This window comes from Protofrankia sp. CiP3 (assembly GCF_917627345.1).
Classification (GTDB): Bacteria; Actinomycetota; Actinomycetes; order Frankiales; family Frankiaceae; genus Protofrankia.
In genome coordinates, this window is the sequence record NZ_CAKJTM010000036.1 from 23,064 (window position 1) to 46,260 (window position 23,197).

Genomic DNA, 23,197 nt, shown 5'->3' on the forward strand with positions numbered 1-23,197 from the left:
CACTGTCTGGCGTCGATCAGATGAGAACGAATCGGGGCCGGTATGAGCGTCATGGGTGTGCGGGAGGCCGCGAACAGCCGGAAGGCCCCAGCCTCGTGTCCGCTCTGATCCAGGCCCCGCCCGGGGCCTCGGCAACCACCACAACAGATGAATCAGCCGGTGGTGACGCTGGTATCGAACGTTTCGGACCGCTGACGGCACTGCGCCGGACCCCAGGCCACATCTGGCTGGTCACCGGCCTTTTCGGCCTGCTGCTCGCATCCTGGTCCGTGCTGGTGCCGCAATACCACGCACCGGACGAACCGAACCAGGTCGACGCGGTCATGCGACTCGTCCAGGGCGATGGCTGGCCGCGGCCGGGCAACGCCTTCGTGGCGGCCGACGGAGTCGGCGCCATAGCGGTGTCACCATTCGGTAGCCGCGCATACCATTACCAGCTGACAGTCGATCCGATCCCCGCGCGGGACGCGGTACCGCGTCACCTGCGGCCCGCCTGGGACAGGCTTGCCACCGCCGGGCAGCCGCCAGGTTCCATCCAGCAGATCGTCCAGCATCCGCCCCTGTACTACTGGGTGAACGCGGCGATCCTCGCCACGCTCCCCGGCGGCGGGGACACCCTGCGCTGGGATGTGACGATCGGCCTGCTACGAATGATCAGCGTGTTGATGCTGACGCCACTCCCACTGATCATCCACGTGGCCGCCCGCAGCCTGCGCCTGCCCCCGGCCGCCGCGACGGTCGCGGCGCTGACGCCCTTCGCCGTGCCGCAGCTGCTCCACATCGGTTCCAGCGTCAACAACGACAATCTGCTGATCCTGTTGGGCGCGCTGGTCACGGCGGCTGTCGCCCACATACTGGGCGGAGACGCCTCGGCACGGACCGCGATGTGGACCGGGCTCCTCACCGGCCTGGCGCTGCTCACGAAATCCTTCGCGGTGGTGCTGGTTGTCATGGTCGGCGCCGCGTACGTGGCTGTCCGGCTACGTGGCACCCGCCTGCCCTGGCGGTCCATCGCACTCTGCGGCATAATGATCATTACTGCCGGTGGCTGGTGGTGGCTGGTCAATATGATCAGATGGGGTACGTTCCAGCCGAGCGTGCCGGGCTTCCCAGCTGGGCAGTACGTCGGATCGGACTGGACCGTCTACTGGAGCTGGATGTCAACGGGCCTGCTGGGCCGCTGGTGGGGCTCGATCGGATGGTACGAGGTCGAGCTGCCGTTGCCGCTGGTACTCGCCGCCTCGGGTGTCGTGATCGGGCTCGCCGCCTGCGCCGTGATCCGCGCTTCCGGCTGGACGAACCGGAGCAACCTGCTGTTCATGCTGTGGCCGACCTTCGCCCTGCTGGTCATCGTCGGAGCCGGGGCCGCCGTTCACGTGGCGCGCACCGGACACATCACGGGGATCTCCGGCCGGTACCTGTTCATGGGTATCAGCGGGGTAGCCGTGCTGGTCGGCGCCGGAAGCGCCGCTTTCGGGCCCCGCCCTGCCCGCTGGATGCCGCTCGCGCTCCTGACCGCCGCCGCCGGCATGCAGGCAGAGTCGATCAAAGCGGTCGTCGACTACTTCTGGCGGCCTCGCGCGGGCGTTGCCATTGACGCCTGGCACGCGATGGCCGCCTGGTCGCCGTGGCCGGCGGTAGTCGTGGAGGTCTGCTTCGCGATGACCGCCGTCCTGACGGTCGTGACCGCGGCGACGCTGGCACGCGCCTGCTGTGAACGGACGGGCAGCGTCGCCCCCGTGGCAGTACCGGCCGGGCCGGGACTGCCACCGGCCGGACCGGGCACGCTCTCCGCCGCCGGGATCGAGCTGATCGATACCCGCCGGCTCAACGCGTCCGTTCGGCAGTGCCAGGGCCCTGAGCTGCCACCGGTCGTGTCGTTGTCAGGAAATGTCACGATGCTCGGGCGGTCGGGTAGCCGGTGGCCCCTGCCAGCGCGCGGTGCCCGCTCCGCCAACGGCCGCCCCGCCAGCCCGGAGGCGGCAAGCCAGAATGATGATCTGAAACAGGCCGAAGGTGGTGCGGGCCCACCCAAAAGGTGAACGCGTGCGCGTACGCTGCGGAGAGAGGCAGTGTCCGAGGCCAGGGCATAGCAAGATCATTACCAGGAGGGCACGGGTGTCCCTGTCATCCTCGCCACCCCGCGGGTCCGCGAACCTGTCCGCGCCGCTTACTCCCGCCGACCCGCCCAGCCTTGGTCGCTACGTGTTGCTGGGCCGCCTCGGCGAAGGTGGTATGGGCACGGTCTACCTGGGGCGCGGACCGGATGACCGGCTGGTCGCGGTCAAGGTGATCCGAGCGGAATTCGCCCGTATCCCCGAGTTCCGGGCGCGGTTCCGCCGGGAGGCCGCCCTCGCTCAATGGGTCGCCCGGTTCTGCACCGCCGAGGTTCTCGACATGGTGGACCCCACCGACGCCGCGCCCTACCTGGTCACCGAGTACATCGACGGTCCCACCCTGACGCAGGCCGTGGCCGCTGGCGGTCCGTTACAGTCGGCCGATCTCGAACGGGTCGCGGTCAGTGTCGCCGCCGCCCTCACCGCCATCCACGCGGCCGGCCTGATCCACCGGGATCTGAAACCGTCCAACGTCCTGCTCTCACCGCTGGGGCCACGGGTCATCGACTTCGGGATCGCCCGCGCCGTGGAGGCGGAAACAGTCATCAGCAAGGAACTGCACGTCGTCGGCACGCCGGCCTTCATGGCCCCGGAACAGGCCAGCGGGGGGCCGGTCACCGCGGCCGCCGATATCTTCTCCTGGGGCGGGCTCGTCGCCTTCGCGGGAACCGGGTCGTACCCCTTCGGAGCAGGCTCGACGGACGCCCAGCTCTATCGGGTCGTCCACCATGAGCCGAACCTGGACGGCCTGCCCGACATGCTGCGCGACGTTGTCGAAGCGGCGATGCACAAGGCTCCCGACGCGCGACCGAACGCCCAGGAGCTGCTGATTCGCCTGGTCAACCTGGGTACGGTCACCAAGTCCGACCCCCAGATCACCCAGTTCGTACGGAACGCGCCAGCATCCCCAGCACCGCTTCAGACAACGCTGCCGGACAACAGCGCGGCCAGGGAACTACCGGCACCAGCACCGGCCAAAGCACCCGAACCGGCCAACCCACCGGTACCGGCCAAACCAGCGGCGACGGTCAAGGCAACCGTGCCGGCACCAGCCGAACCAGCGGCACCAGCACTCGCACCAGCCAAACCACCGGCGACAGCCGAAACACCGGCGACGGTCAAGGCAACCGTGCCAGCACCAGCCGAACCAGCGGCACCAGCACTCGCACCAGCCGAACCAGCGGCGACAGCCGAAACACCGGCGACGGTCAAGGCAACCGTGCCGGCACCAGCCGAACCAGCGGCACCAGCACTCGCACCAGCCAAACCACCCGCACCAGCGGCGACCAGAACCGCCGGTGGCCGGCTCACGATGCGCCGGCCGCCTGGCCCGGATGACGATCAGCGCCGGCTCCAGCTCCGCTGGCACGCTCCGCACGGCAGGGTGGTGGCGCTGGTCGCCAGCGCCACCACCCTGGTGGTCGCCGCCGTCATCACGATCACGGCGGTGATGTCCTCCGGCGGAGCCAGGACCGATGTCCGGGGGTGGGCCGATGTCGCACGCACAGTCGCGGCGAACGCCGACGCGACCCGCGCTGTCGACCCCGCGCTGGCCGCCCGGCTCAGTCTTGCGGCATATCGCATCTCGCCAGTTCCCGCGGCGCGGGCCAGCCTGATCACATCGTTCGCGGGACGGTATGCCACGCCGCTGACCGGTCACACCGGATCCGTCCTCGGCGGAGCGCTCAGCCCCGACGGCAACATCTTCGCGACCGCGAGCGCGGACCGGACCGTCCGGCTCTGGGACATCACCAGGCCGACCCGACCAGCCCTGCTCACGGTCATAACCGGCCACACGGACTGGGTCCTGGCGGTCGCGTTCAGCCCGGACGGCCGCACCCTGGCCACCGGCAGTTTCGACGGCACCGCCAGGCTGTGGGACGTCACCGATCCAGGCCATCCAGCGGCCCAGGCGACCTTGACCGGGCACAACGCGCATGTCCGGGATGTCACGTTCAGCCCGGACGGGCGGCTGCTCGCGACCGCCGGGGACGACAACACCGCCCGCCTGTGGGACGTGACCAACCGGGCCAGGCCACGGCAGCTCCAGGTGCTCGCCCGCCATCAGAGCTGGGTACAGGACGTCACGTTCAGCCCCGACGGGCGGCTGCTGGCGACCGCGAGCGCCGACAACACCGCCCGCCTGTGGGACGTCAGCAACCCCGCCCAGGCGGTCCCGCTGGCCTCTCTCAACGGCCACACCAACTTCGTGTGGTCGGTCGCCTTCAGCCCGGACGGGAACACCCTGGCGACCGGGAGCTACGACGGCACGGCACGGCTGTGGGACGTGCGTAATCCGCGGGCCCCGACGAACCGAACAACGATCAAGGCGGATCCCACCTGGGTCTACGACGCCGCGTTCAGCCGCGACGGCCACACGCTGGTCACCTCCGGCTGGGACACCACCGCGCGCCTGTGGGACGTCTCCGATCTTGATCATCCGCTGCCGCTAGGGACGATCAGCGGTCAGACCGACTGGGTCCAGGGAGTCGTCCTCAGTCCCGACGGCCACATGTTGATCACATTCAGCGACGACCGGACCGCGCGCATCGCGAACATCGACCCGGCCGCACTCGTCGCGCAGGCCTGCGCCGACAGCGGCAACCGCCTGAGCGCCGCCGAGTGGCGTGACCACATCCCTGACCTGCCCTACTCCGGAATGTGTTAGGGAACTACCCCTGGTAACCGGTTTCCCGATATCGATCACCAATGGTTAATCGGCGACCGGTACCGGTTACCGATAACCACGCAGCAGCAACCTGGCAGCCCGCAGTCGCGGATCAGCGGCCCTGGTCCTGAGCGCGGCGCCCGCCGTACGGGCCGCGTGTATCAGCGCCGGCTCGTCAACAGGCGACCTGTGGGGCCTTGAGACGCGCGCGAGCGGCCACGACCGCGAGCTCCTGGCGCCCAGCGCCGCCCGCAGCTGTTGTGACGCGCCGCGCTCGGCTTCCAGCGCGCGTTCGGCCTGAGCCACCGCATCGAGCAGGCTGAGCTCGCGCGCCGCGTGCTCAGCCAGGGTCGCGTCGAAACGCGCCCACTCCCGCTGCCGGCGCCGGGCCGCCTCGGTCATCTCGTCCTGCAGGCGAATCACGTAAAGATAAAGATCCAGACGGTTACGTTCCATCCGGGTCAACAGGCTGTTACGGACCCAGGGAATCAGCAGCTCCTCCACCCGGGCTGCCCAGGACGCCCGCCGGTCCACCACGACGCCCAGGCCGAAGATCGGTGAAACCAGGTGAAAACGCAGTTCAGGCCGATCCGCGATGAAATCCTCCACCGCGGTGCGGACGCCGTTGCGGGGGCCGCCTTCGGTCAACGCCCAGGCGAACGCGCCTTCGCCGCGGAAACCGCCATGTACGGCCTCCGCGCTGTCCAGCCGTACGCCGTGATCCCACGAGTAGGGCTGCCGGTCACGCCGCGGGATCCGGCTGGGCACGTAGTACTGGTCACGACGGCCCGCGGGCCAGCCCACATCATGCAGGATGACCAGCGGAAAATGGGTGCCGCCGTGGGCGCGGACCGCCTCGTCGACAGTGCGCAGCTCGGCGGACACCGTGGGGAAGTTATGGTCACCGTCGATCAGATAGGCATCGGCCAGCGGAAGTCCGTCAAGGGCCTGCGGGCTGTAGCCGCGTACCGTCACGACCTCGACGGCCTCACCCGAGTCGGGGAGGCCACGAGGATCGGGATCGACGATCAGGAGCCGGCCACCACCGTGGCGTCGCAGCATGTCCACGAGCAGGGAGCTGGTGACGCCGCTTTCCGAACCGATCTCAACGACGCTGCGTGCCCGCACAGCCTCCACCAGCGGCAGCCACACCTCACGGAGCTCGGCGAGGGAATGCAGCAGCAACGGTTGGAGCGTCCGCTCGGTGACAGCTTCAACGGTGCCGTCCGAGGCATCGGCGGCACCGGGTTCGCCAGCGCGGGGAACGGGCTGATCCCCGCGCGGCCCACCGAACCACGGCGACGCGTCGGTGACCGGGCCAGCACCCGATCCGGCCACGCCCGCGGTGTCTTCGCCCACGCTGCCTTCGTCAGCAATGCCTGCACCCGCGCCGCCGTCGCCCGCGGTGCCTTCGTCAGCGCCTTTGTCCACAGTGACCTCGTCCACAATGACCTCGCCCACTCGCCCACTCGTCCGCTTGTCCGCTCGTCCACGGCGACCGGTCTTACCCCACATCAGTATCTTCAGCCTGATTCGGCGTCTCCGGCCCATGGGCCCGGCCGCCACTCGGAGAGCACACGTATCCGCTGGCGACCACGCCCCAGCGGAACCGGTCAGAAACGGCCGTCGAGTTCACGCAGCAGCCGGCGCGCGGCCCGGCGCGGCAACGGCGCCGCCTCGGCCGAACGGGGGGCGAGCGTCAACGGGCCGGAACTGATCGCCAGCCAGCCGAAGGCCATCTCGACATCGATGGCGTATGTTGCCGCGAGATGCGCCTGTGACACCGGATCGATGACGTAGATGAGCTGCGGGTCGTCGCTGTTGACCTCGATCAGGTTCGGCTGCAGTACCCGCGCCCCCACCAGATGCAGCCGCTCTTCCCCGACCACTGAGGTCATCGTCACCAGGTAGGGCTCGGCCAGGTTGTTGAGGTGGAAGGACAGCCGCAGCCAGTCCAGCCGCATCAGACCACGCCGGCCAGCCGGGTCGATGCGCACCCGGCGGACACCGATCCCGTCGACCCGCAGGCGCACCCACGACAGCCCGTCCCGAGCGGACCGGGTGACCGCGGACTCCTTCGGGCCGTTGACGAAGTCGCCGCCAGTGTCGACATAGACCTCGACGGGTCCCGCGGCAGCCTCCGGGGAGACCTCCGCCGCGTCGATCCCGGCGTTCGCCGCCAGCCCACTGACAACGGCAAGGGGCCGGTTCGCCACGGCCGCGACCCCGGCCGGCCAGTAGAGCTCCTGCATCGGGATCTTTTCAAGATCAACAGCTGTGAGATACGGCATCCGGCGCAGCAGGTCAGCGGGCAACAGCCCCTCGGACGCATCCGAACCGAAATTGTCATCGTGCGCCCAGACGCCGAACGCGAGCGCCTCCTGGGAGGTGGGCCGGGTCACGAACCGCGCGAGCGTGCGCAGCGCCGCCGACCGTGCCCCGTCCTGGAGAAGGGACGGCATCAGCGTCTCCGATCGACGATAGCGCAACCACTCCCGCTGGTAGGCGAGTACCCCGTCCTGGACGGCAACCCGCTGCGCGACCTGCGTGCGGGTGGTGTGGTCGGGGCCGAGCAGCGGGTTGTTGTCCTCGTCGAAACCGATCAATGATCCGGTATCGGGCATGCAGAGCTGCTCGAGCACCTCAGGACTGCGCATCACCTGGCTGAACAGGGCGTCGGGTTCGCCGCCGGAGGCGACATAGCCCTCCAGGCGCAGCCCGGCAAGACGGTGCGCCTGCGAGCCGGAACTCGTCGCCAGGTAGAGGCCCACAACCTCCACCTCGCGGCCGCAGGCATGCAGCAGTCGTTGCAGCAGCGCCTGGATGGTGCCGCCCCAGCCGAGATCGACGACGACGACCGTGCCCGCCGTGCCGAGATGGGAGTCCAGGTAGCGCAGGAAACGCTCCCGCAGCCGGCTGGCGGTGAGGACGATCTCGCCACGCACCCGCTCGTCACCGCACAGGACCTCCAGCGTTTCGGAGAGCAGACCCGGGACGTCAAGGCGCCGGCTGGCCAGCGCGGACAGTCCCGCCACTTCGTCCAGGCCCACGCCGAGCTGGCGCAGCAGCTGGCCGACGCTCGGCGGGTGCCGGCGCGCCAGGAACCCCCGCAGCTCCTCGGGGGTGCCCTCGTGGACGTTGGCCAGCGCGCACACGTGGCGCGAGGCCCACAGCGTGGACGCCTCGATGCCGACGTCACCGGTCGGCTCTTCGAGCACCCGGGCGAGAAACGCCCCTTCGCGCATCAGGCAGTGGACGCGGTCGACCCCGTACTCCCGTGCCCGCTGGGCGGCCCACTCACCGAAACCGGTGAACACCGGGCCGAAGACGGTCGCGCCGGTCTCCCAGTGCCGGCGCAGGCCCGGGGGGACCGCCGCGGCGTCGGCACGGTGCAGCGTGCGGGCACGAAGCGCGGTCATACCGTAGTCGCCGGCCACCGGGTCGATCGCGGTGTCGGAGGTTGGTCCGCCGCGCAGCCCTTCCAGGGTGAGCGTCGTCTCCAGCTCGCCCGAGTACTTGGGGTAGTGCACCGCGATGATGCCGTGCTCCCGCGCACCCTCGACGTCCGCCACCGGGTTGTCACCGAGGTGGATGACTCGGGAGGGTGCCACGCCCGCGGCGGCCAGCACATGGGTGAACAAGCCGTCGCTCTTGCCCACACCAGCGTCGCTGGAGGTGAGGATCCGGGTGAATCTGATCCCGGCGAGTTCTGGCCGGCGGAGCAGCCGGCGGAGCTGCTCCGGGGAGAAATAGGTGTCAGAGACCAGGTACACGGGCCGGCCGAGCTTGGTGATGGTGAGCTCGGCGAGCTCGGCGACGGCGAGGTCGGCCCGGCAGACGTCACGCTCGAGGTCGACCTCCATAGTGATCATTTCGTCAACGCCGCCGCTGCCGGGGATGGCGGGCATGAGCACCGACCAGATTTCGTCAAGACGTGCCTCCAGCGTGCCCCGCGCCGCCCGCGCGTGTTGGCGGGCACGGGTCTCCGCGTGCACCCGGAGCTGGGCGAACTGTCCCGCGCTCACGGCCGGCGGCAGCAGGCCGGCCGTGACAAGACGGCGCCCGAGCAGCAGGAAGGCATGGGTGGGCTCGGGAACCAGCCGGAACAGCAACGTGTCGAACACGTCCAGGGTGAGGACCTCGGCCCCACCGGACTCCAGCTGGGACCAGACCTCACGAATCCGGACGTCGGTGAACACGGGCGTCCTCCACCGGCGGCCACCACGGCCGCCTCCGACGGGCCGGCTGGTGCCCGGGTGCTTCTCGGGCGGCGGCCGGCCAGAGCTGAATGAACGGGCCGATACTATGGATCGGCTCTGGAGCTGTGGTCACCGGAGTGCCCTACCCGCGGGTACCTCGCTTCGAGATATCTTGCGTATGCCCTGCCGGGTTATACCCCGCGCGGCCGGTACGGCAGGTCGTTTTCGGCGTATCAGTACCGATTTTGCCACCTCTTGGCGCGGCTCACGGAAGGCTGTCGGTGTCGAACCTGGTTGACGAGTGGTCCGCACCCGCGACCGAGCGGGACGGCCAGCGCCCCGGCACCCGGGGGCGCGACGGGCAGGAGTCCCGGATGCTCGCGCGCCGCAGCCGCGCCCAGACCCGGGTCCGCTGGGAACTGCTGCGCAACCTGATCCGCAAGGACCTCAAGGTCAAATACAAGGGGTCGACACTCGGTTTTGCCTGGTCACTGGCGAACCCGCTGCTGCTGCTGGCCGTCTACACCCTTGTCTTCCAGGTCATCATGAGCGCCGGAGTACCCCGGTTCGGGGTGTACCTGATGTCCGGCCTGCTGATCTGGAACGCCTTCTCGGCGAGCGTGTCATCGGCATCCGGCAGCGTGGTCTTCAACGCGAACCTCGTGAAGAAGGTCCGGTTTCCGCTGCCGGTGCTGCCGCTTTCCGCCGTCGGGTTCGCCCTCGTCCACTTCGTTCTCCAGCTGATCGTGCTTTTCGTGGTGGTCGCGGCGCTGGGCTACAGCTTTCTCGGCCTCCAGCTGTTCCTGCTCCTGCCCGCGTTCGCCATAGCAATGATCTTCACTGTCGGCCTGTCCATGCTCGTGTCGGGCCTGAACGTCCGCTACCGCGATACCGAGCATCTCCTGGAGGTGGCGCTGCTCGCGTGGTTCTGGCTCAACCCGATCGTGTATCCGGTCGGGCTGATCCACAAGCTGCTGCACGAGTGGACGTGGATCTACTTCCTCAATCCGATGGCGACGGTGGTCGCGACCTTCCAGCGGGCGATCTACAAAGGGCCGTCCGTGAACCCCGCCACCGGGCAGGGCATCCTCGCCGACCCCGGGTACCTCTTCTACCTTGAGCACCTTGCCGTCGCGGGCGTGATATCGCTGGGCCTGCTCTGGTTGGGCATACACGTGTTCCGCAGGATGCAGGCCGACTTCGCGGAAGACCTCTAGAGACGGGCGACAGACGTGTCAGCGCAGCAGTCACCGGCTGAACCGGCCGTCATCGAGGCGTCCGGGCACATCGCCGTGACACCCGCACCGCCGGATGCGCCACCGGCCGGCGCCGCGGGGGCGAGTACCCCAGTCGTGATCCAGGCGACCGGCGTGGGGAAGAAGTTCGTCTCCTATCACCGGCGGGCGACCAGCCTGAAAGAGCTGTTCGTGCGTCGCGGGCGCACCCATGGGGACGACTTCTGGGCGCTGCGCGACATCGACGTGGAGATCGGGCGCGGCCAGACCGTGGGGCTGGCCGGGGCGAACGGCTCCGGTAAGTCCACGTTGTTGAAGGTGCTGGCCGGGATCCTGCGCCCAACCCAGGGCGATGTCTCTGTCACTGGGAGGATCGCCTCCCTGCTGGAGCTCGGGGCTGGCTTCAACGGCGAGCTCACCGGCCGGGACAACGTCTACCTGAACGCGTCCCTGCTGGGCCTGTCCCGCCGCGAGATCGACCGGATGTTCGACTCGATCGTCGACTTCGCCGAGCTTCCCCACAAGATCGATGATGAGGTCAAGCACTACTCGTCCGGCCAGTACGTCCGGCTTGGGTTCGCGGTGGCCGTCCACGTCGACCCGGACGTCCTGCTCGTCGACGAGGTGCTCGCGGTCGGGGACGAGGCGTTCCAGAAGAAGTGCCTGGCGAAGATCGACGCTTTCCGGGCCGAGGGCCGCACGATCCTGTTCGTCACCCACTCGCTGGATCTGATCGAGAGCATGTGCGACCGCGTCCTGGTCCTGGAAGCCGGATCAATGATCTTTGACGGCGCGCCGGCCGTGGGCACCCGGCTACTGCGGCAGCGGCTCGGCAGCCTGCCCTCGGACGGCCCGGTGCCGCACGAGTTCGCCGTTGCGCGGCCCGTCTCGGTGACCTTCAGCCGCGACCCGGGCGGGCCGCCCCAGGTCCAGTTCAACCCCGGCGACAGGCTTACCGTCAGCATCGCCCTCGACGTCACCGAGCACGCGCCGGAACGCCTCTACCTGCACACCTACGCTCTCGGCCCGAATGAACTGCCGGTCTGGCTGATGGAGACGCCGCCGGGTGGTGTGCCCTGCGCCGCCGGCACGCTGACCGTGGACTTCACCGTGCCAGCGCTCCCTGAGCTGCTCGGCGCGTTCGCGATCAGCGTGCACGTCTCCGACGCCGCGACCGGGGCCGAGCTCACCAGACGGAGGTTCGAGGACCTGTTCGGGATCAACGGATCGCAGGCCGGTGGCCTGCTCAAAATCGACTACGAGACGGGAGCCCGCCCATGAGCGCCCCGGGGACCGCGGCCGCTGGCGCTGGCGACGTGCCGCGGGCACGATCACGTCGCCTCCAGCCCGTCAGCGCCCAGCCCGTCAGCGCCCAGCCCGTCAGCGCCCAGGACGGCGGCCCCGCGCCGCTGGCGACCGTTGTGATCGTCAACTGGAACGGCGCGCATCTGCTGCCCGCCTGCCTGGACGGGACAGCCAAGCAGGTGACCGACTTCGCGTTCGAGACATGGGTGGTCGACAACGCCTCGCGGGACTCCTCCAGGACCCTGCTGGCCGAGCGCTACCCATCGGTCCGGCTCGTCCCGTCCGAGGTGAACCTCGGCTTCGCCGGTGGCAACAACCTCGCCCTCCGGATGATCACAACCCCCTACGCCGTCCTGCTCAACAACGACGCCGTCCCCGAACCCGACTGGTTGGCCAGCCTGCTGGCCCCGTTCACGGCCGCCGGCGGTGAACAGCTCGGCGCGGTCACCGGCAAGGTGGTGTTCCTCCCCCGCTTCCTCCGGCTGCGGCTGTCGACCGCGACCTTCACGCCGGGTCCGCACGACTCCCGCGCGCTCGGTGTCCGGATCTCGTCGGTGACGGTCAACGGCCGGGAGGTCCTGCGCGAGGTCCTGTGGGAGAAGCTGACCTTCGGCGCGGAAGGCGGCGCGGCCGCGCCGTTCTTCTGGACCCGCGGCGACGGTGAGCTTTGTGTCCCGGTGCCCGAGGGCGGCCCGGTCACCCTCGGTTTCACCTGGTCTGGCGAGGCCGCCAAACCGGTCACGCTGAGCTGGGACGGCGGCAGCGCCACCCTGGCCGCGGGCACCGAACCGTCCACCGTGGAACTGGCCGTCCCCGGTGACGTGGCCCGTGTTGATGTGATCAACAACGTCGGCGGGATCGTGCTGCGGGACGGCTACGGTGCCGACCGCGGCTACCAGCAGATCGACAGCGGACAGTTCGCCGAGGCCGCGGAGGTGTTCACCGCCTGCGGTAACGGCATGGCCATCCGCACGGAGCTCGGGCGGGAACTCGGCTGGTTCGATGACGACTTCTTCCTCTACTACGAGGACACCGATCTGTCCTGGCGCATCCGTGCCCACGGGCACACCATTCGCTACGTCCCGGCCGCGGTCGTACGGCACGTGCACTCCGCGTCAAGCGTGGAGTGGTCGCCGCTGTTCGTCTTCCATACCGACCGTAACCGGTTGCTGATGCTCACCAAGAACGCAAGCGCAGGGATCGCCGTGGGCGCGGTCGGCCGCTACCCGCTCACAACCGCCTCGATGGCCATCCGAGCGGTCCGCCAGGCATGGGCCACCCGTAGCCGGCCCGCGCTGCGGCCGACCATCCTGCGGCTGAAGGTGATGGCGTCCTACCTGCGGCTGCTACCGGTGATGCTGGGCCGGCGGCGCGCGATCACGCGCACCGCGGCGGTAGGCCACCGCGAGCTGGAGACCTGGCTGGCATCGCGATGACCACACCAGTGCCCACACAACGCAACCAACACAACCAGCGCGCCCAGGAAGAACAGAGCCCGACCACCGGCCACAGCGGCCGGCCCGGGCCGGCCAGCGGGCTGCGGGCCGCCGTCTACAACAGGTTCTGGCACTCGATGGGCGGCGGGGAACGCCACAACGGGATGATCGCTCAGGTGCTCGCCGCCGAGGGCGCCCAGGTGGACATCCTCGGCCATGCTGAGGTCGACCTGACAGCTATCGCCGAGCATCTTGGGCTCGACCTGTCCGGCTGCCGCTACCGCCTGCTGCCGGACCGGGGTGACGACGCCGTAGCCGAGCTCAGCGCCGACTACGACCTGTTCGTCAACGGCTCGTACATGAGCCGGCTGATCCCGCGCTCACGGCATGCGGCACACCTGTGCTTCTTCCCGACACCGGCCGATCACGATGCGCCCGGATGGCGCAAGGCCGCCATCCGGGTGTGTGGCCCGCTGCTGCGCGGCGTCCGTCCAGCCGTCGGATACGGTACCGGCTGGTACCCTCCGGAAGGAGGACGGCGCAGACAGTGGATCTGGACGAACGGCGCGGGGGTCCTCGCGGTTTCGGCTGGCGGCGAACGGGAGCTGCGCGCTGACATCGGCCGACCCGGGGCGACCGGCATGGCACGGCTGCGCGTTCAGGACGCCCGCGGTGAGCTCCTCGCCTCCGTGGAGATCGACGAGTCGTTCAGGCCGGTCGCGGTGCCGTTGCCCGCGTCATCCGCCGGCAGCGAGCTGACGCTGGTCAGCGACACGTTCACACCGGGTTCCGCCACCGCGGGCATCCCCGCTTCCCGGGACCTGCGCCAGCTCGGCGTGGCGGTCAGCCGGCCGCGCGTGACCGACCAACGCGACGGTGCCCGGGCCCTGCTCGCGTCGCGTTTCCCCTGGCTGCTGGCCAATCCGCGCGATCTGGGCTACCTCGACTCATACGACGTCGTGATGGCGAATTCGGTCTACACCCGAAGCTGGATCCGCCGGCTGTGGCATCGTGACGCGGCCATCCTCTACCCGCCGATCCAGGTGGAGCGTCTCGTCCCGGCTGAGATCCGGGAACGCGCGGTACTGACGGTGGGCCGCCTGTTCGCGCCCGGTCTCGGGCACGCCAAACGCCAGCTGGAAATGGTCGAGTGGTTCGGCGGGCTGTACCGTTCGGGTGCGCTGCCGGGCTGGCGGATGCACGTCGTCGGTGGCTGTGAGCAGTCCCAGTTGCCCTACCTGGACAAAATTCGCGAAAGCGCCCGCGGCCTGCCGGTCGAGATCCATCCGAATGCGCCGCGCCATGAGGTCGAGCGCCTGCTGTCCACCTGTTCGATCTTCTGGTCCGCGACCGGGTACGGCGGGGACCCCGACCGCAGGCCATGGACGGCGGAGCATTTCGGGATGACCACGGTCGAGGCGATGGCGGGAGGCTGCGTACCAGTGGTGATCGACCGGGCTGGCCAGCGTGAGATCGTCCGGCATGGGCTCGACGGCCTACGCTGGACCTCCCCCGAACAGCTCGCCTCGTTCACCCGGCGCCTCGCCACCGAGGACGGCATGCGGGCTCGCCTGGCCGCGAGCGCCGTGGCCCGCGCCCAGGAGTTCTCGGACGCGGCGTTCACCGACCGCTGGCGCGAGATCGCCGCTCGGCACCAGCTCTACGCCCGCCGCGCCGACCCAGCCGGCCTGTCCCCCGACCCGGAAAGCCGAGACCGAAAGGATCGCGGCTGATGCGGGTCATCCTGGACGGCACGCCGTTACTCGGCACCCCCACCGGGATCGGCCGCTACACGGCCCACCTGCTCGCCGAGCTGCCCGGCCTGCCCGGTCTGGACGTGGCAGCGACAGCGTTCACCTGGCGCGGGCTGGGGAACTTCGCTTCCGCCCTGCCACCAGGTGTACGCCCGGCCGCGCGCCGGGTTCCGGCCCGGATCGTGCGCGAGGCGTGGGCACACGGGGAACTGCCGAAACTGGAGTGGATGACCGGCGCGGCCGACGTGGTACACGCCACGAACTTCGTGCTGCCGCCACCGCGGCGGGCCCGTGGCGTGCTGACCATCCACGATCTGGCGTATCTGAAGCTGACCGGCACGGTCTCCACGGCCTCCGCGCGTTATCGCGAGCTGGTTCCGCGTAGCCTGCGCCGTGCTGCCGCCGTCATCACCCCCAGCCAGGCGATCGCGACCGAGGCCATCGACACCTACCGGCTGGATCCGGAGCTGGTGACCGTGACACCGCTCGGCGTGGACGCCTCCTGGTTCAGCGCGTCGCCGCCGGCTGACCGCTGGCTTGCGGCCCATGGCCTGCCCACCACGTACCTGCTTTTCGTCGGTACACGCGAACCGCGCAAGAACCTCCCCACCCTGCTGGAGGCGCTCCGCGGCCTGCACGCCGAAATCAGTGACGCCCCACCGCTGGTCCTGGTCGGACCCGCCGGCTGGGGACCAGACCTTGATCTTTCTCGACTGCCGGCCGGGACGGTCGTCAACGCCGGCTATCTCCGGACCGACGATCTTCGCCGGCTGGTCGCCGGGGCCAGCGCGCTGTGCTTCCCCTCGTTCTACGAGGGGTTCGGCCTGCCGCCGTTGGAGGCGCTGGCGGCCGGGACCCCGGTGGTCGCGGCTGACATCCCGGCGGTCCGGGAGGTCGTCGGACCGATGTCCGGCAACACCGTGCGGCTGGCTCCACCGATGGATGCCGACGCGTTCACCGACGCCCTGATCGGCGTCCTCAAGGACGACATGGACCCAGAGCCCGGACGGGCGCACGCCCGGACCTTCACCTGGCGACGCATGGCCGAACGTACCGCCGCCGTCTACCGCTCGATCGCCTGACGCCCGCTAACCAGCGCCTACACATGCTGGTTCCTAGCCTGGCAGGGTGCCGATTCCTAGCCTGGCAGGGTGCCGATTCCTAGCCTTCAGTGCCGCCGAGGTCTAGCATGGGAAGATGTCGATCTCCAGTACCGAAGACCCTGGGCCGGGTCGGGGCAGCGAGATACGACCCCCGTCGCCGGCTTCGTCCTCCTTCCGGCGCAACCTCCTGTCGGTGCTGCTCGAGCTGATCGATTCCGAACCCGTCCTGGTCATCAACGGCGCCCGCACAGTCGGCAAGAGCACGCTGCTGCGGCGGCTCGCCCTACATCACCAGAGCGAGGTCGTCGACCTTGATGACCTCGCGACGAGGCAGGCCGTCACCGCCGACCCGACCTTCTTCGCCGCGGCGCCGTCCCCCGTTCTCGTCGACGAGTTCCAGCACGTCCCCGCGCTGCTGGACGCAATCAAGGCGGAACTGAACCGCGATCTGCGGCCCGGACGATTCGTCCTCACCGGGTCAACCCGTTATCTCACGATGCCGACGCTGTCCCAGTCCTTGGCGGGCCGCGTCCATGTCACCACCCTGTGGCCGCTGGCGCAGGCAGAGCTGGAGCGGCCGGACAGCTATTCGCTCGACGACGGCCTGCCCAGCCGCCACCAGCAGCCCGCGACCTTCGTCGACCAGCTGATGGACGATCCGGAATCGCTGGTCGCCATCCGCTCGCCGGCACTGTCCCGGGACGACGTGACCCGGCGCGTGCTGGCCGGGGGATTCCCGCTGGTGCTGGGGCGTCCAGAAGGCCCGGCCCGCAGCCGCTGGTTCCGGGACTACGTGCGGACAGTTATCGAACGGGACGTCCTGGAAATCCGCAGAATCAGGCAGCGTGGCCTGCTACCGCTCATTCTGCGGCAGCTCGCGGCACGGACCGGCGGGATACTCCGGGCATCGGGCATCGCTCGGGCGGTCGAACAAGATCAAAATCTTGTCGGGGACTTCATCCAGCTTCTGGAAACGGTGTTCCTCGTCCACCGGCTGCCGGCATTCGGCCGGACCCTCAACAGCCGAGTGACGGCCAGTCCCAAGGTGCACCTCGTCGACTCCGGGCTGGGTGCCTACCTGCTCGGTCTCACCGAACGCCGGCTGGTCGCCCGCGACCCGGCGGCCCTCACCGAGTTCGGGCACCTGCTGGAAACGTTCGTCGTGAACGAAGTCATCAAGCAGGTGGGCTGGTCACAGACATATGTCGAACCCGCGCACTTCCGCACGAGCAGCGGGCAGGAAGTCGACCTCGTTATCGAGGCCGACGACGGGCGTGTCGCGGCGGTGGAGGTCAAGGCCGGCTCCCGGGTGCCCGGTGAGGACCTGCGTGGCCTGCGGCTGCTCCGGGACAAACTCGGGTCACGGTTCGCCGGGGGCGTCGTCCTCTACCTCGGCGAGCGCAGCTATCACGCTGACGACCAGATTTCCGTGTTGCCGGTCGACCGTCTGTGGACGTGACGGTGGTCTTACGGCAGCCTGCCGCCGACCCGGCGGACCGAAGGCGACACGATCACGGTTTCCGCGCGCCGCCGACGGCCGGGACCCCCGGGGCACTCGTGGCATTCGCCGTGCTCGCCGGGCTGGACGCGGCGGTGGTCGTGGCGGTGTGGCCGACGCTTGCCCGGCCGCTGTGGTACGACGAGGCATGGCGGGCCTACCACATCAGCGCCTATCACATCGGTGTCGGTACCGGTTCGTTCGACACCTTGAGGACGGCCAACGCGCCGCTGTCACTGGGCTGGCTCGCGGTCGAGAAGCTGGCGGTCGCTGTCGGCGGGAACACCGAAAAGGTCCTGCGGCTGCCGCAGATCATCGCACTGGTCGCGCTGTCGCTGGTCACCTATGCCCTGGGCCGCTGGTGGTTGTCACGGCCCGCGGCCACGATCGTCGCCGGCCTGCTGACGATCAACGGCGGGCTGCTCGTCTACGGGATGCAGCTGAAGTCCTACCTGCCGGAGGCCACCTGCGCGGTGGCCGCGGTGTACCTGTGGCTGCACGCGCGCCGTACCGCGGGCTCCGGCGGTTCGCCGTGGCGGGCGCAGTTAGGCATGGCGGGGTGCGTCGTCATGGCCGTCACCTCCCTGTTCGTCCTTGCGCCCCTGCTGCTTGTGGACATGCTGGACGCCAGCCGGGCGCTGCGCGCCCGCCGCTTCCACCCGGCCCGCGTGGCCGGATCGGTGCTGGTCGGCGCCACCGGGTGCGCCCACCTCGTGCTCTTCGTCCTGCCGCAGAACTATCTGACCACGAATCCGTACTGGCGGAACTTCTTCATCACCCGGGACAACGCGGTCACCCAGCTACGGACCGCCGGATGGGAGTTACCACGCGACGCGTTCACGGCGGCGATGACCCGTCCGGACGGGCAGTTCGGCTCACCGTTCACAGGGTCACCGCTGCTGGCCGATCCCGACCACCGGCTGCATGCCTGCGTGGTCGCGGGGGCGCTCCTGTGCTGGACGATCGGGGTGTGCGTCGCGGCGCGGGACCGGGCCGGCCGGGCGCCGCTGGTCGCGCTCGGCGGAGCACTACTGCTGATCATGATAGCCGCGGCGCGGGGACAGTGGCCGATCGGGTTCGTCCGGGCCAACCTGTTCCTCCTGCCGTTGCTGTACGTGATCGCAGGTGTCGGCGCGTCAGCCCTGATCAGCCTCGCCTGGTCGCGCATCCGCCAGGCCGGCCGGCCCCGGCGGTGGTGGCGGCCGGTCGTGGTGATCCCCGCCGCGACCGTCCTGCTGGCGACGGCGATGGCCGCCACCCTGGCCGTCACGGCGGTGAGCGTTCAGCGGATCCGCCAGATCCGAGCCAGCGCGGACAGCCCCCTGCTGCTGGGGGACATGCGGGAGCTGGTCGCCACCGGCGAACGGACCGCCAGGCCGGGAGATATCCAGATCGTGATCCCCGGGCGGTGGGATGAACGGCAGTGGTACAAAGCACAGCGGTACTACGTGTCGTACTACGACGGTTATCCGGCGCCCACCGCGCCGACGACACCGGTCACCGAGATGAACACCCTGGTCCTGCCCCCGCTGGGCTGGGCCGCCTCGATACCTCCCTTCCTCGCCGCGCGTCCGGACGCCGGTGCGCTGTACCTGATCACCTACAACCTGGTCTTCCCGGACAGCCTCCGCGCCCTTGACAGCACGCTCGCCGAGATCGGTTGGTGCCCGGACGGCTCCGGTCGGCGGTCCTGGCCGCTGACCGGCCAGATCACCCGCTTCGTCCGCTGCCCACCGGCCGCGGCCGGGCCCGCCGCGCGGAGCCCGCCAGGTGTTCCCGGCACTACCGGAGCGCATTATCGATCTTTGTACTGGCATCCAGCAGGGCCGCCCGCGGGTCCGATCCCTGGCTGAGAACGCTCTGGACGGATGAGTAGACCGCCTGGCTGATGGCGGGGTAGGCGGGCCAGCCGGCGGGACGGGACACAGCCCTGGCCTGCAGCCCGGCGACTACCGCGTCATCACGAGTTTCCGGGGGTGCGTTGCGTGCTTCGTCGCGTACCTGCCGGTTGACGGGGATCTGGGAGAGATTGAGGAGAATGCGCTGCGCATGGACGTCGGTCAGCCAGCGAATGAAAATCTTGACAGCGTCGAGGTTGCGGGTGCGCGGGTTGACGTAAAGGCTCCAGCCACCGGTGGTGGAGAATCCCTGACCGGCCTGCCCGGCGAACGTCGGCAGCGGTGCCACGCCCACCTTGTCCTTCAGGGAGCCCAGCCTGGCCAGCACATAGCTCCACCCGCGGAGAAACACTGCCTGACCGGACGCGAAGAGCTGGGTGGTGTCGGGTTCCTGATAACTCGTCACCTGCGACGGCGTGATCCCCTGTTGGATGAGGCCCTGCAGGAACCTCAGCGCCTGTAGCGCCTGCGGGGAGTTCAGGGCCGCGTGCGGTCCGGCCGGGTCCAGTGTGCTGCCCCCGGCATCGGCCAGAATCTCCGTCCAGACACAGGTGAGGCCCTCGTAGGCGGCACCCTGCCAGAGGTAGCCATAGGGGGTGATGTTTTTGTTCCGGTCGGCGGCGTCCTTTTCAAGCTCCTCCCAGGTTGTCGGTGGTGCCACCAGATCCTTCCGGTAGAACAGCATTCCCTGATCCTGGAAAAGCGGCACAGCGAAGATTTTGTTCTGGTAACTGGACGCCGCAAGCAGGCCGGGATCGATACGTTCCCAAAACGCCCGGTCGAACATGTCGTCGAGGCTACGGGCCATGTTCTGGTGAGCGAACTCCGCCGGCCAGATGACGTCTCCCATGTAGACGTCCGGACCGTCCGGCCCGCGCAGCCGCTGGAGCAGGTCGGCTCGGTTGACGTCGGTGTCCACCGTACCGAATTCGATGTTCACTTTGATCGACGGGTAGGCGTTCTCGAATGCGTCGACAAGAATCCGGCGATAGTCGTTCTGGTGCTGGTCGACCGAACCCGCATACCAGGTGATCGTTGTGGGCCCACCGCCATCCATACCCGGTCGGGGGCTACGTGATGAGCACGCCGATCCGGCGAGCAGGACGGCCGCGGCCACGAGCAATATCCGGGCACGCGCCGGCCGGCACCGCTTCATACTGATCGACATACGCCACCCTTCCTATGATCAACGGCATACCTGCCGGTAGGGCATACCGGGAACGATCACCGACCAGTCCGCGGGTGCGATGGCGGGCAGCGGCCCGGCGCACAGCCGTGCCCGGACCAGGGCCGGGTCGGTGTCCCACAGGATGGGGGTGCCGTCCTGGTCCGCGGTGGCAAACGTGCGGCCGTCACCGTCAGGCCGGAAAGCCACCGCCATGGTTCCCACAGGGCCGGTCAGCGTGGCGACGGCGGTTCGGTTGGGCAGGTCCCACAGATGGATGAGCCCATCGACGCCCACGGCAGCCAGCAGCGTTCCGTCACGGTTGATCGATAACGCGGCGATCGGCTGGTTGTTGGTGCCGGGAAGGGCCGCGACAGGGACGCGGGCACGCACATCCCACAGCTCCACGGTGCCGTCATCACTCCCGCTGGCGAGCGTGCGCCCGTCCGGTGTGAACGCCAACGCCTCGACCGGCGCCTGGACGCCCCTGGGGTAGAAGACACGTGGCTGGCTGTCTTCCGTTGTCAACGCGCCGTCCTCCGCCGCCGACGCGCCATCCCTCGTTGTCAACACGGCGATCACACCGTCATCGCCGCCGGTCGCCACCAGCATCCGCCCATCCGCTCCGGTATGGACGGCGGCCGCGTTGACGGCCCCCGCGTGCATGGATCTCAGCTCTTTGACGACCGTCTTCCTCGCGACGTCCACCATGACGACGCGGTTCGCCCCGACACCGTTCGCCCCGGCGGGCACCACGAGGATTCCGGTGCCGCTGAAGGCCACGGCCCGCACCGGGCGGATGGGTACGTCGGGCATCGGATCGGTCGGGCCGGTGGTACCGCCGGCGGGCGGGCCCAGGTCCCACTTCCCCACAGTGTCGCCGGAGGCCGGCGCGGCCAGCACCGTGCCAGCCGCATTGAACGCCATCCCGAAGGCCGTACCGGGGCCCGGCCCCGGTGAGCTGTGCGTCCCCCGCAGCTCCGCACGGAACACCGGCTCCGAGCCGCCCTCCGCCGTGTCCCACAGCAGCGGGATGTGATCCCTTCCGGCCGTGGCCAGGACACCGCCCGGCCCGAACGTGGCCGCGCCGAAGACCTCCGGAAGGCCGCTGTCCGCAGGCCCGGAGACGGTCCACAGCCTTACCAGGCTGTCGGCTCCAGCTCCAGCGAGTGTGTGGCCGTCAGGGCTGAAGGCCACGGCCCGGACGTCACCGACAGGTCCGGTCAGCGCGGTCAGCAGGGCCAGCGGAGCCAGGTTCCACAGCCGGACCGACGCACCACCACCGGTGGCAAGCCTGTTTCCGTCCGTGCTGAACGCGAGCGTCTGGACAGCGCCGTCAGACTCGGTGACCTTGGCCACCGGGATGTGAGACACGCTGTCCCACACCGTCACCACCCCGGTGTCGCTTCCAGTCACCAAATGGCCACCATCGGGACTGTAAGCTATCGACCGCACCGATCCGGCGTCACCCGAGGCCCGCTCGCTCGTACCGGACAGCAGATCCCAGAAGGTCACGGTGCCGTCCGAGCCCGCGGCCGCGACGCTCCGGTTGTCCGGCGCGACCGCAACGACACCGTTGAGCAGCGCCGAGCCGGACAGCGTCCTTTCCCGCTTCCCCGAGGAGACGGTCCACACACTCACACCGGCGGAGTCGGCGGCGACAAGAGCGTGGCTGTCGGCGGTGAACGCGATGCCGTTCGGGCCGACCGCGTCCTGAAGCGTCGCGGTGCGCTGCCACGTCTGGGTGTTCCACAGCCAGATGCCGTCGGGGCCGGCCCCCGCGAGTACGTTCCCGTCCGGGCTGAAAGCCACCGCGTAGACGGCGCCTCCCGCCGCGCTGATGCATCTGATCATCTTCCGGTCGGGCATGGCCCACAGGCAGATCTCACCGTCGTGCTCGGCCGTGGCCAGCATGGCACCGCCAGCGCGGAAGGCGAGCCCGTGCACCGTTCCCCCGGGCGGTGCCAGCGTTGTACCACTGTAGCCGGCCTGCGCTGACAACAGGCTGCCGCGGGCCTCCGGCAGCCCCGGATCGATGGTGTACGCCTCGATGCTGAGCTGGAGCGCGGTAACCGGGTCACGGGTGCGCAGCTGGTCGGCCTGGGTGATGAGCGCACGGGCAACGGCGAGCTTCTGCTGCCGAAGCGCCTCGTGCCGCTGCCTGCTGGCGTCGATCCACTGATAGGTGGCGATGAGACCGCCGACGGTGACGAGAAGCATGAGCGTGACCAGTACCGCACCAGCACGCCGACGGCGGTTTCGGCCCTGGCGGCGGCTGGAGGTGAGAAACGCTCGGATGGTCGCGGTGATCTCGTGCGTATCCAGCATGGCCTCGGCTTTGGATGCCCGGGGGAGACTCCACAGGTGGCTCGCGGGCTCTCCTTTCCGCCGCCATTCCTCGGCTGCGGCGCGTGCCTGCGCGGCCTGCCGCAGTCGGTCGGTCGCGGTGGCGACGGCATTGGCGAGGGGCGCCCAGGCGGTGAGAATCTGCTCATGGGCAAGGTCGATGGCCTGCCGGCTGGCCCCGCCGCGGGTATCGTCCGCGTGGATGGTGAGCAGCCGGCGTTCGACGAACGCGTTCAGCTCGGTCCGGACCTGCTCAGGCAGCTCGTCAAGGTAGGCGCGGCAACGGCTGGCCTGACCGTTCTCATCGAAGGTGACCAGCCGCGCCAGACCAGCCAGCACCTCGGCCTCGCCGCGTCCGGTGGCGGTGGTAGCCGCGGCCAGGGCCGCGTCGGCCTGCCGGATGAGAGCTCCTCGCACACCGCCGAGACGGTCGTACAGGTCGCCGGACAGGGCACCGCCCCGCTTGACCCCTT

Annotated in this window: 13 protein-coding genes; 9 read left to right on the plus strand and 4 right to left on the minus strand. The window is 69.4% G+C overall.

Features of this window, described 5'->3' with window-relative positions; translation table 11 throughout:
* The first annotated feature begins 95 nt into the window (after positions 1-95).
* Positions 96-2,042: a DUF2142 domain-containing protein gene (locus tag MJ797_RS14185; RefSeq protein WP_239334926.1), complete on the plus strand. Its 1,947-nt coding sequence runs from the start codon at positions 96-98 to the stop codon at positions 2,040-2,042.
* Positions 2,043-2,118: 76 nt separating this feature from the next.
* Positions 2,119-4,785: a WD40 repeat domain-containing serine/threonine protein kinase gene (locus MJ797_RS14190; RefSeq protein ID WP_239334928.1), complete on the plus strand. Its 2,667-nt coding sequence runs from the start codon at positions 2,119-2,121 to the stop codon at positions 4,783-4,785.
* A 66-nt stretch (positions 4,786-4,851) separates the two neighbouring features.
* Here the strand turns inward: MJ797_RS14190 and MJ797_RS14195 are convergent, their stop codons facing one another.
* A complete protein-coding gene (locus MJ797_RS14195) occupies positions 4,852-6,246 on the minus strand; it encodes a class I SAM-dependent methyltransferase (protein ID WP_239334930.1) in 1,395 nt (464 codons plus the stop codon).
* A 152-nt stretch (positions 6,247-6,398) separates the two neighbouring features.
* Complete coding sequence (locus MJ797_RS14200; RefSeq protein ID WP_239334932.1) at positions 6,399-8,984, minus strand: haloacid dehalogenase; 2,586 nt, start codon at positions 8,982-8,984, stop codon at positions 6,399-6,401.
* A 374-nt stretch (positions 8,985-9,358) separates the two neighbouring features.
* Between MJ797_RS14200 and MJ797_RS14205 the strand changes: the two genes are divergently transcribed.
* From MJ797_RS14205 to MJ797_RS14235, 7 genes are all read left to right on the plus strand, one after another.
* Complete coding sequence (locus MJ797_RS14205; protein ID WP_239334952.1) at positions 9,359-10,201, plus strand: ABC transporter permease; 843 nt, start codon at positions 9,359-9,361, stop codon at positions 10,199-10,201.
* A 75-nt stretch (positions 10,202-10,276) separates the two neighbouring features.
* On the plus strand, positions 10,277-11,500 hold the full coding sequence (locus tag MJ797_RS14210; RefSeq protein WP_239334954.1) for an ABC transporter ATP-binding protein: 1,224 nt from the start codon (positions 10,277-10,279) through the stop codon (positions 11,498-11,500).
* Positions 11,497-12,960, plus strand: a complete 1,464-nt coding sequence (locus MJ797_RS14215; protein ID WP_239334934.1) for a glycosyltransferase family 2 protein — start codon at positions 11,497-11,499, stop codon at positions 12,958-12,960. Before MJ797_RS14210 ends, MJ797_RS14215 begins: the two co-directional genes overlap by 4 nt.
* On the plus strand, positions 12,957-14,693 hold the full coding sequence (locus tag MJ797_RS14220) for a glycosyltransferase (RefSeq protein WP_374582209.1): 1,737 nt from the start codon (positions 12,957-12,959) through the stop codon (positions 14,691-14,693). Before MJ797_RS14215 ends, MJ797_RS14220 begins: the two co-directional genes overlap by 4 nt.
* Positions 14,693-15,796, plus strand: a complete 1,104-nt coding sequence (locus tag MJ797_RS14225; protein WP_239334936.1) for a glycosyltransferase family 1 protein — start codon at positions 14,693-14,695, stop codon at positions 15,794-15,796. The genes MJ797_RS14220 and MJ797_RS14225 overlap by 1 nt, the downstream gene beginning before the upstream one ends.
* A 115-nt stretch (positions 15,797-15,911) precedes the next feature.
* On the plus strand, positions 15,912-17,276 hold the full coding sequence (locus tag MJ797_RS14230; RefSeq protein WP_239334938.1) for an ATP-binding protein: 1,365 nt from the start codon (positions 15,912-15,914) through the stop codon (positions 17,274-17,276).
* Between the two features lie 2 nt (positions 17,277-17,278).
* Positions 17,279-19,168 (plus strand): glycosyltransferase family 39 protein, encoded by a 1,890-nt coding sequence (locus MJ797_RS14235; RefSeq protein ID WP_239334940.1) that lies wholly within the window; start codon positions 17,279-17,281, stop codon positions 19,166-19,168.
* Here MJ797_RS14235 and MJ797_RS14240 read toward each other — a convergent pair.
* Together MJ797_RS14240 and MJ797_RS14245 are read right to left on the minus strand one after the other, a co-directional pair.
* Positions 19,098-20,381: an extracellular solute-binding protein gene (locus MJ797_RS14240; protein WP_239334942.1), complete on the minus strand. Its 1,284-nt coding sequence runs from the start codon at positions 20,379-20,381 to the stop codon at positions 19,098-19,100. The two genes, MJ797_RS14235 and MJ797_RS14240, sit on opposite strands and share 71 nt — an antisense overlap.
* Before the next feature lie 18 nt (positions 20,382-20,399).
* Positions 20,400-23,197: WD40 repeat domain-containing protein (locus MJ797_RS14245; RefSeq protein ID WP_239334944.1), on the minus strand; the 2,798-nt coding region annotated here is incomplete at its 5' end.

Bases quoted from the DNA above. Each gene is read 5' to 3' on its own strand.
- MJ797_RS14205 (WP_239334952.1), top strand. From the start codon at position 9,359: ATGCTCGCGCGCCGCAGCCGCGCCCAGACCCGGGTCCGCTGGGAACTG.
- MJ797_RS14215 (WP_239334934.1), top strand. From the start codon at position 11,497: ATGAGCGCCCCGGGGACCGCGGCCGCTGGCGCTGGCGACGTGCCGCGG.
- MJ797_RS14220 (WP_374582209.1), top strand. From the start codon at position 12,957: ATGACCACACCAGTGCCCACACAACGCAACCAACACAACCAGCGCGCC.
- MJ797_RS14225 (WP_239334936.1), top strand. From the start codon at position 14,693: ATGCGGGTCATCCTGGACGGCACGCCGTTACTCGGCACCCCCACCGGG.
- MJ797_RS14230 (WP_239334938.1), top strand. From the start codon at position 15,912: ATGTCGATCTCCAGTACCGAAGACCCTGGGCCGGGTCGGGGCAGCGAG.
- MJ797_RS14240 (WP_239334942.1), bottom strand. From the start codon at position 20,381: ATGTCGATCAGTATGAAGCGGTGCCGGCCGGCGCGTGCCCGGATATTG.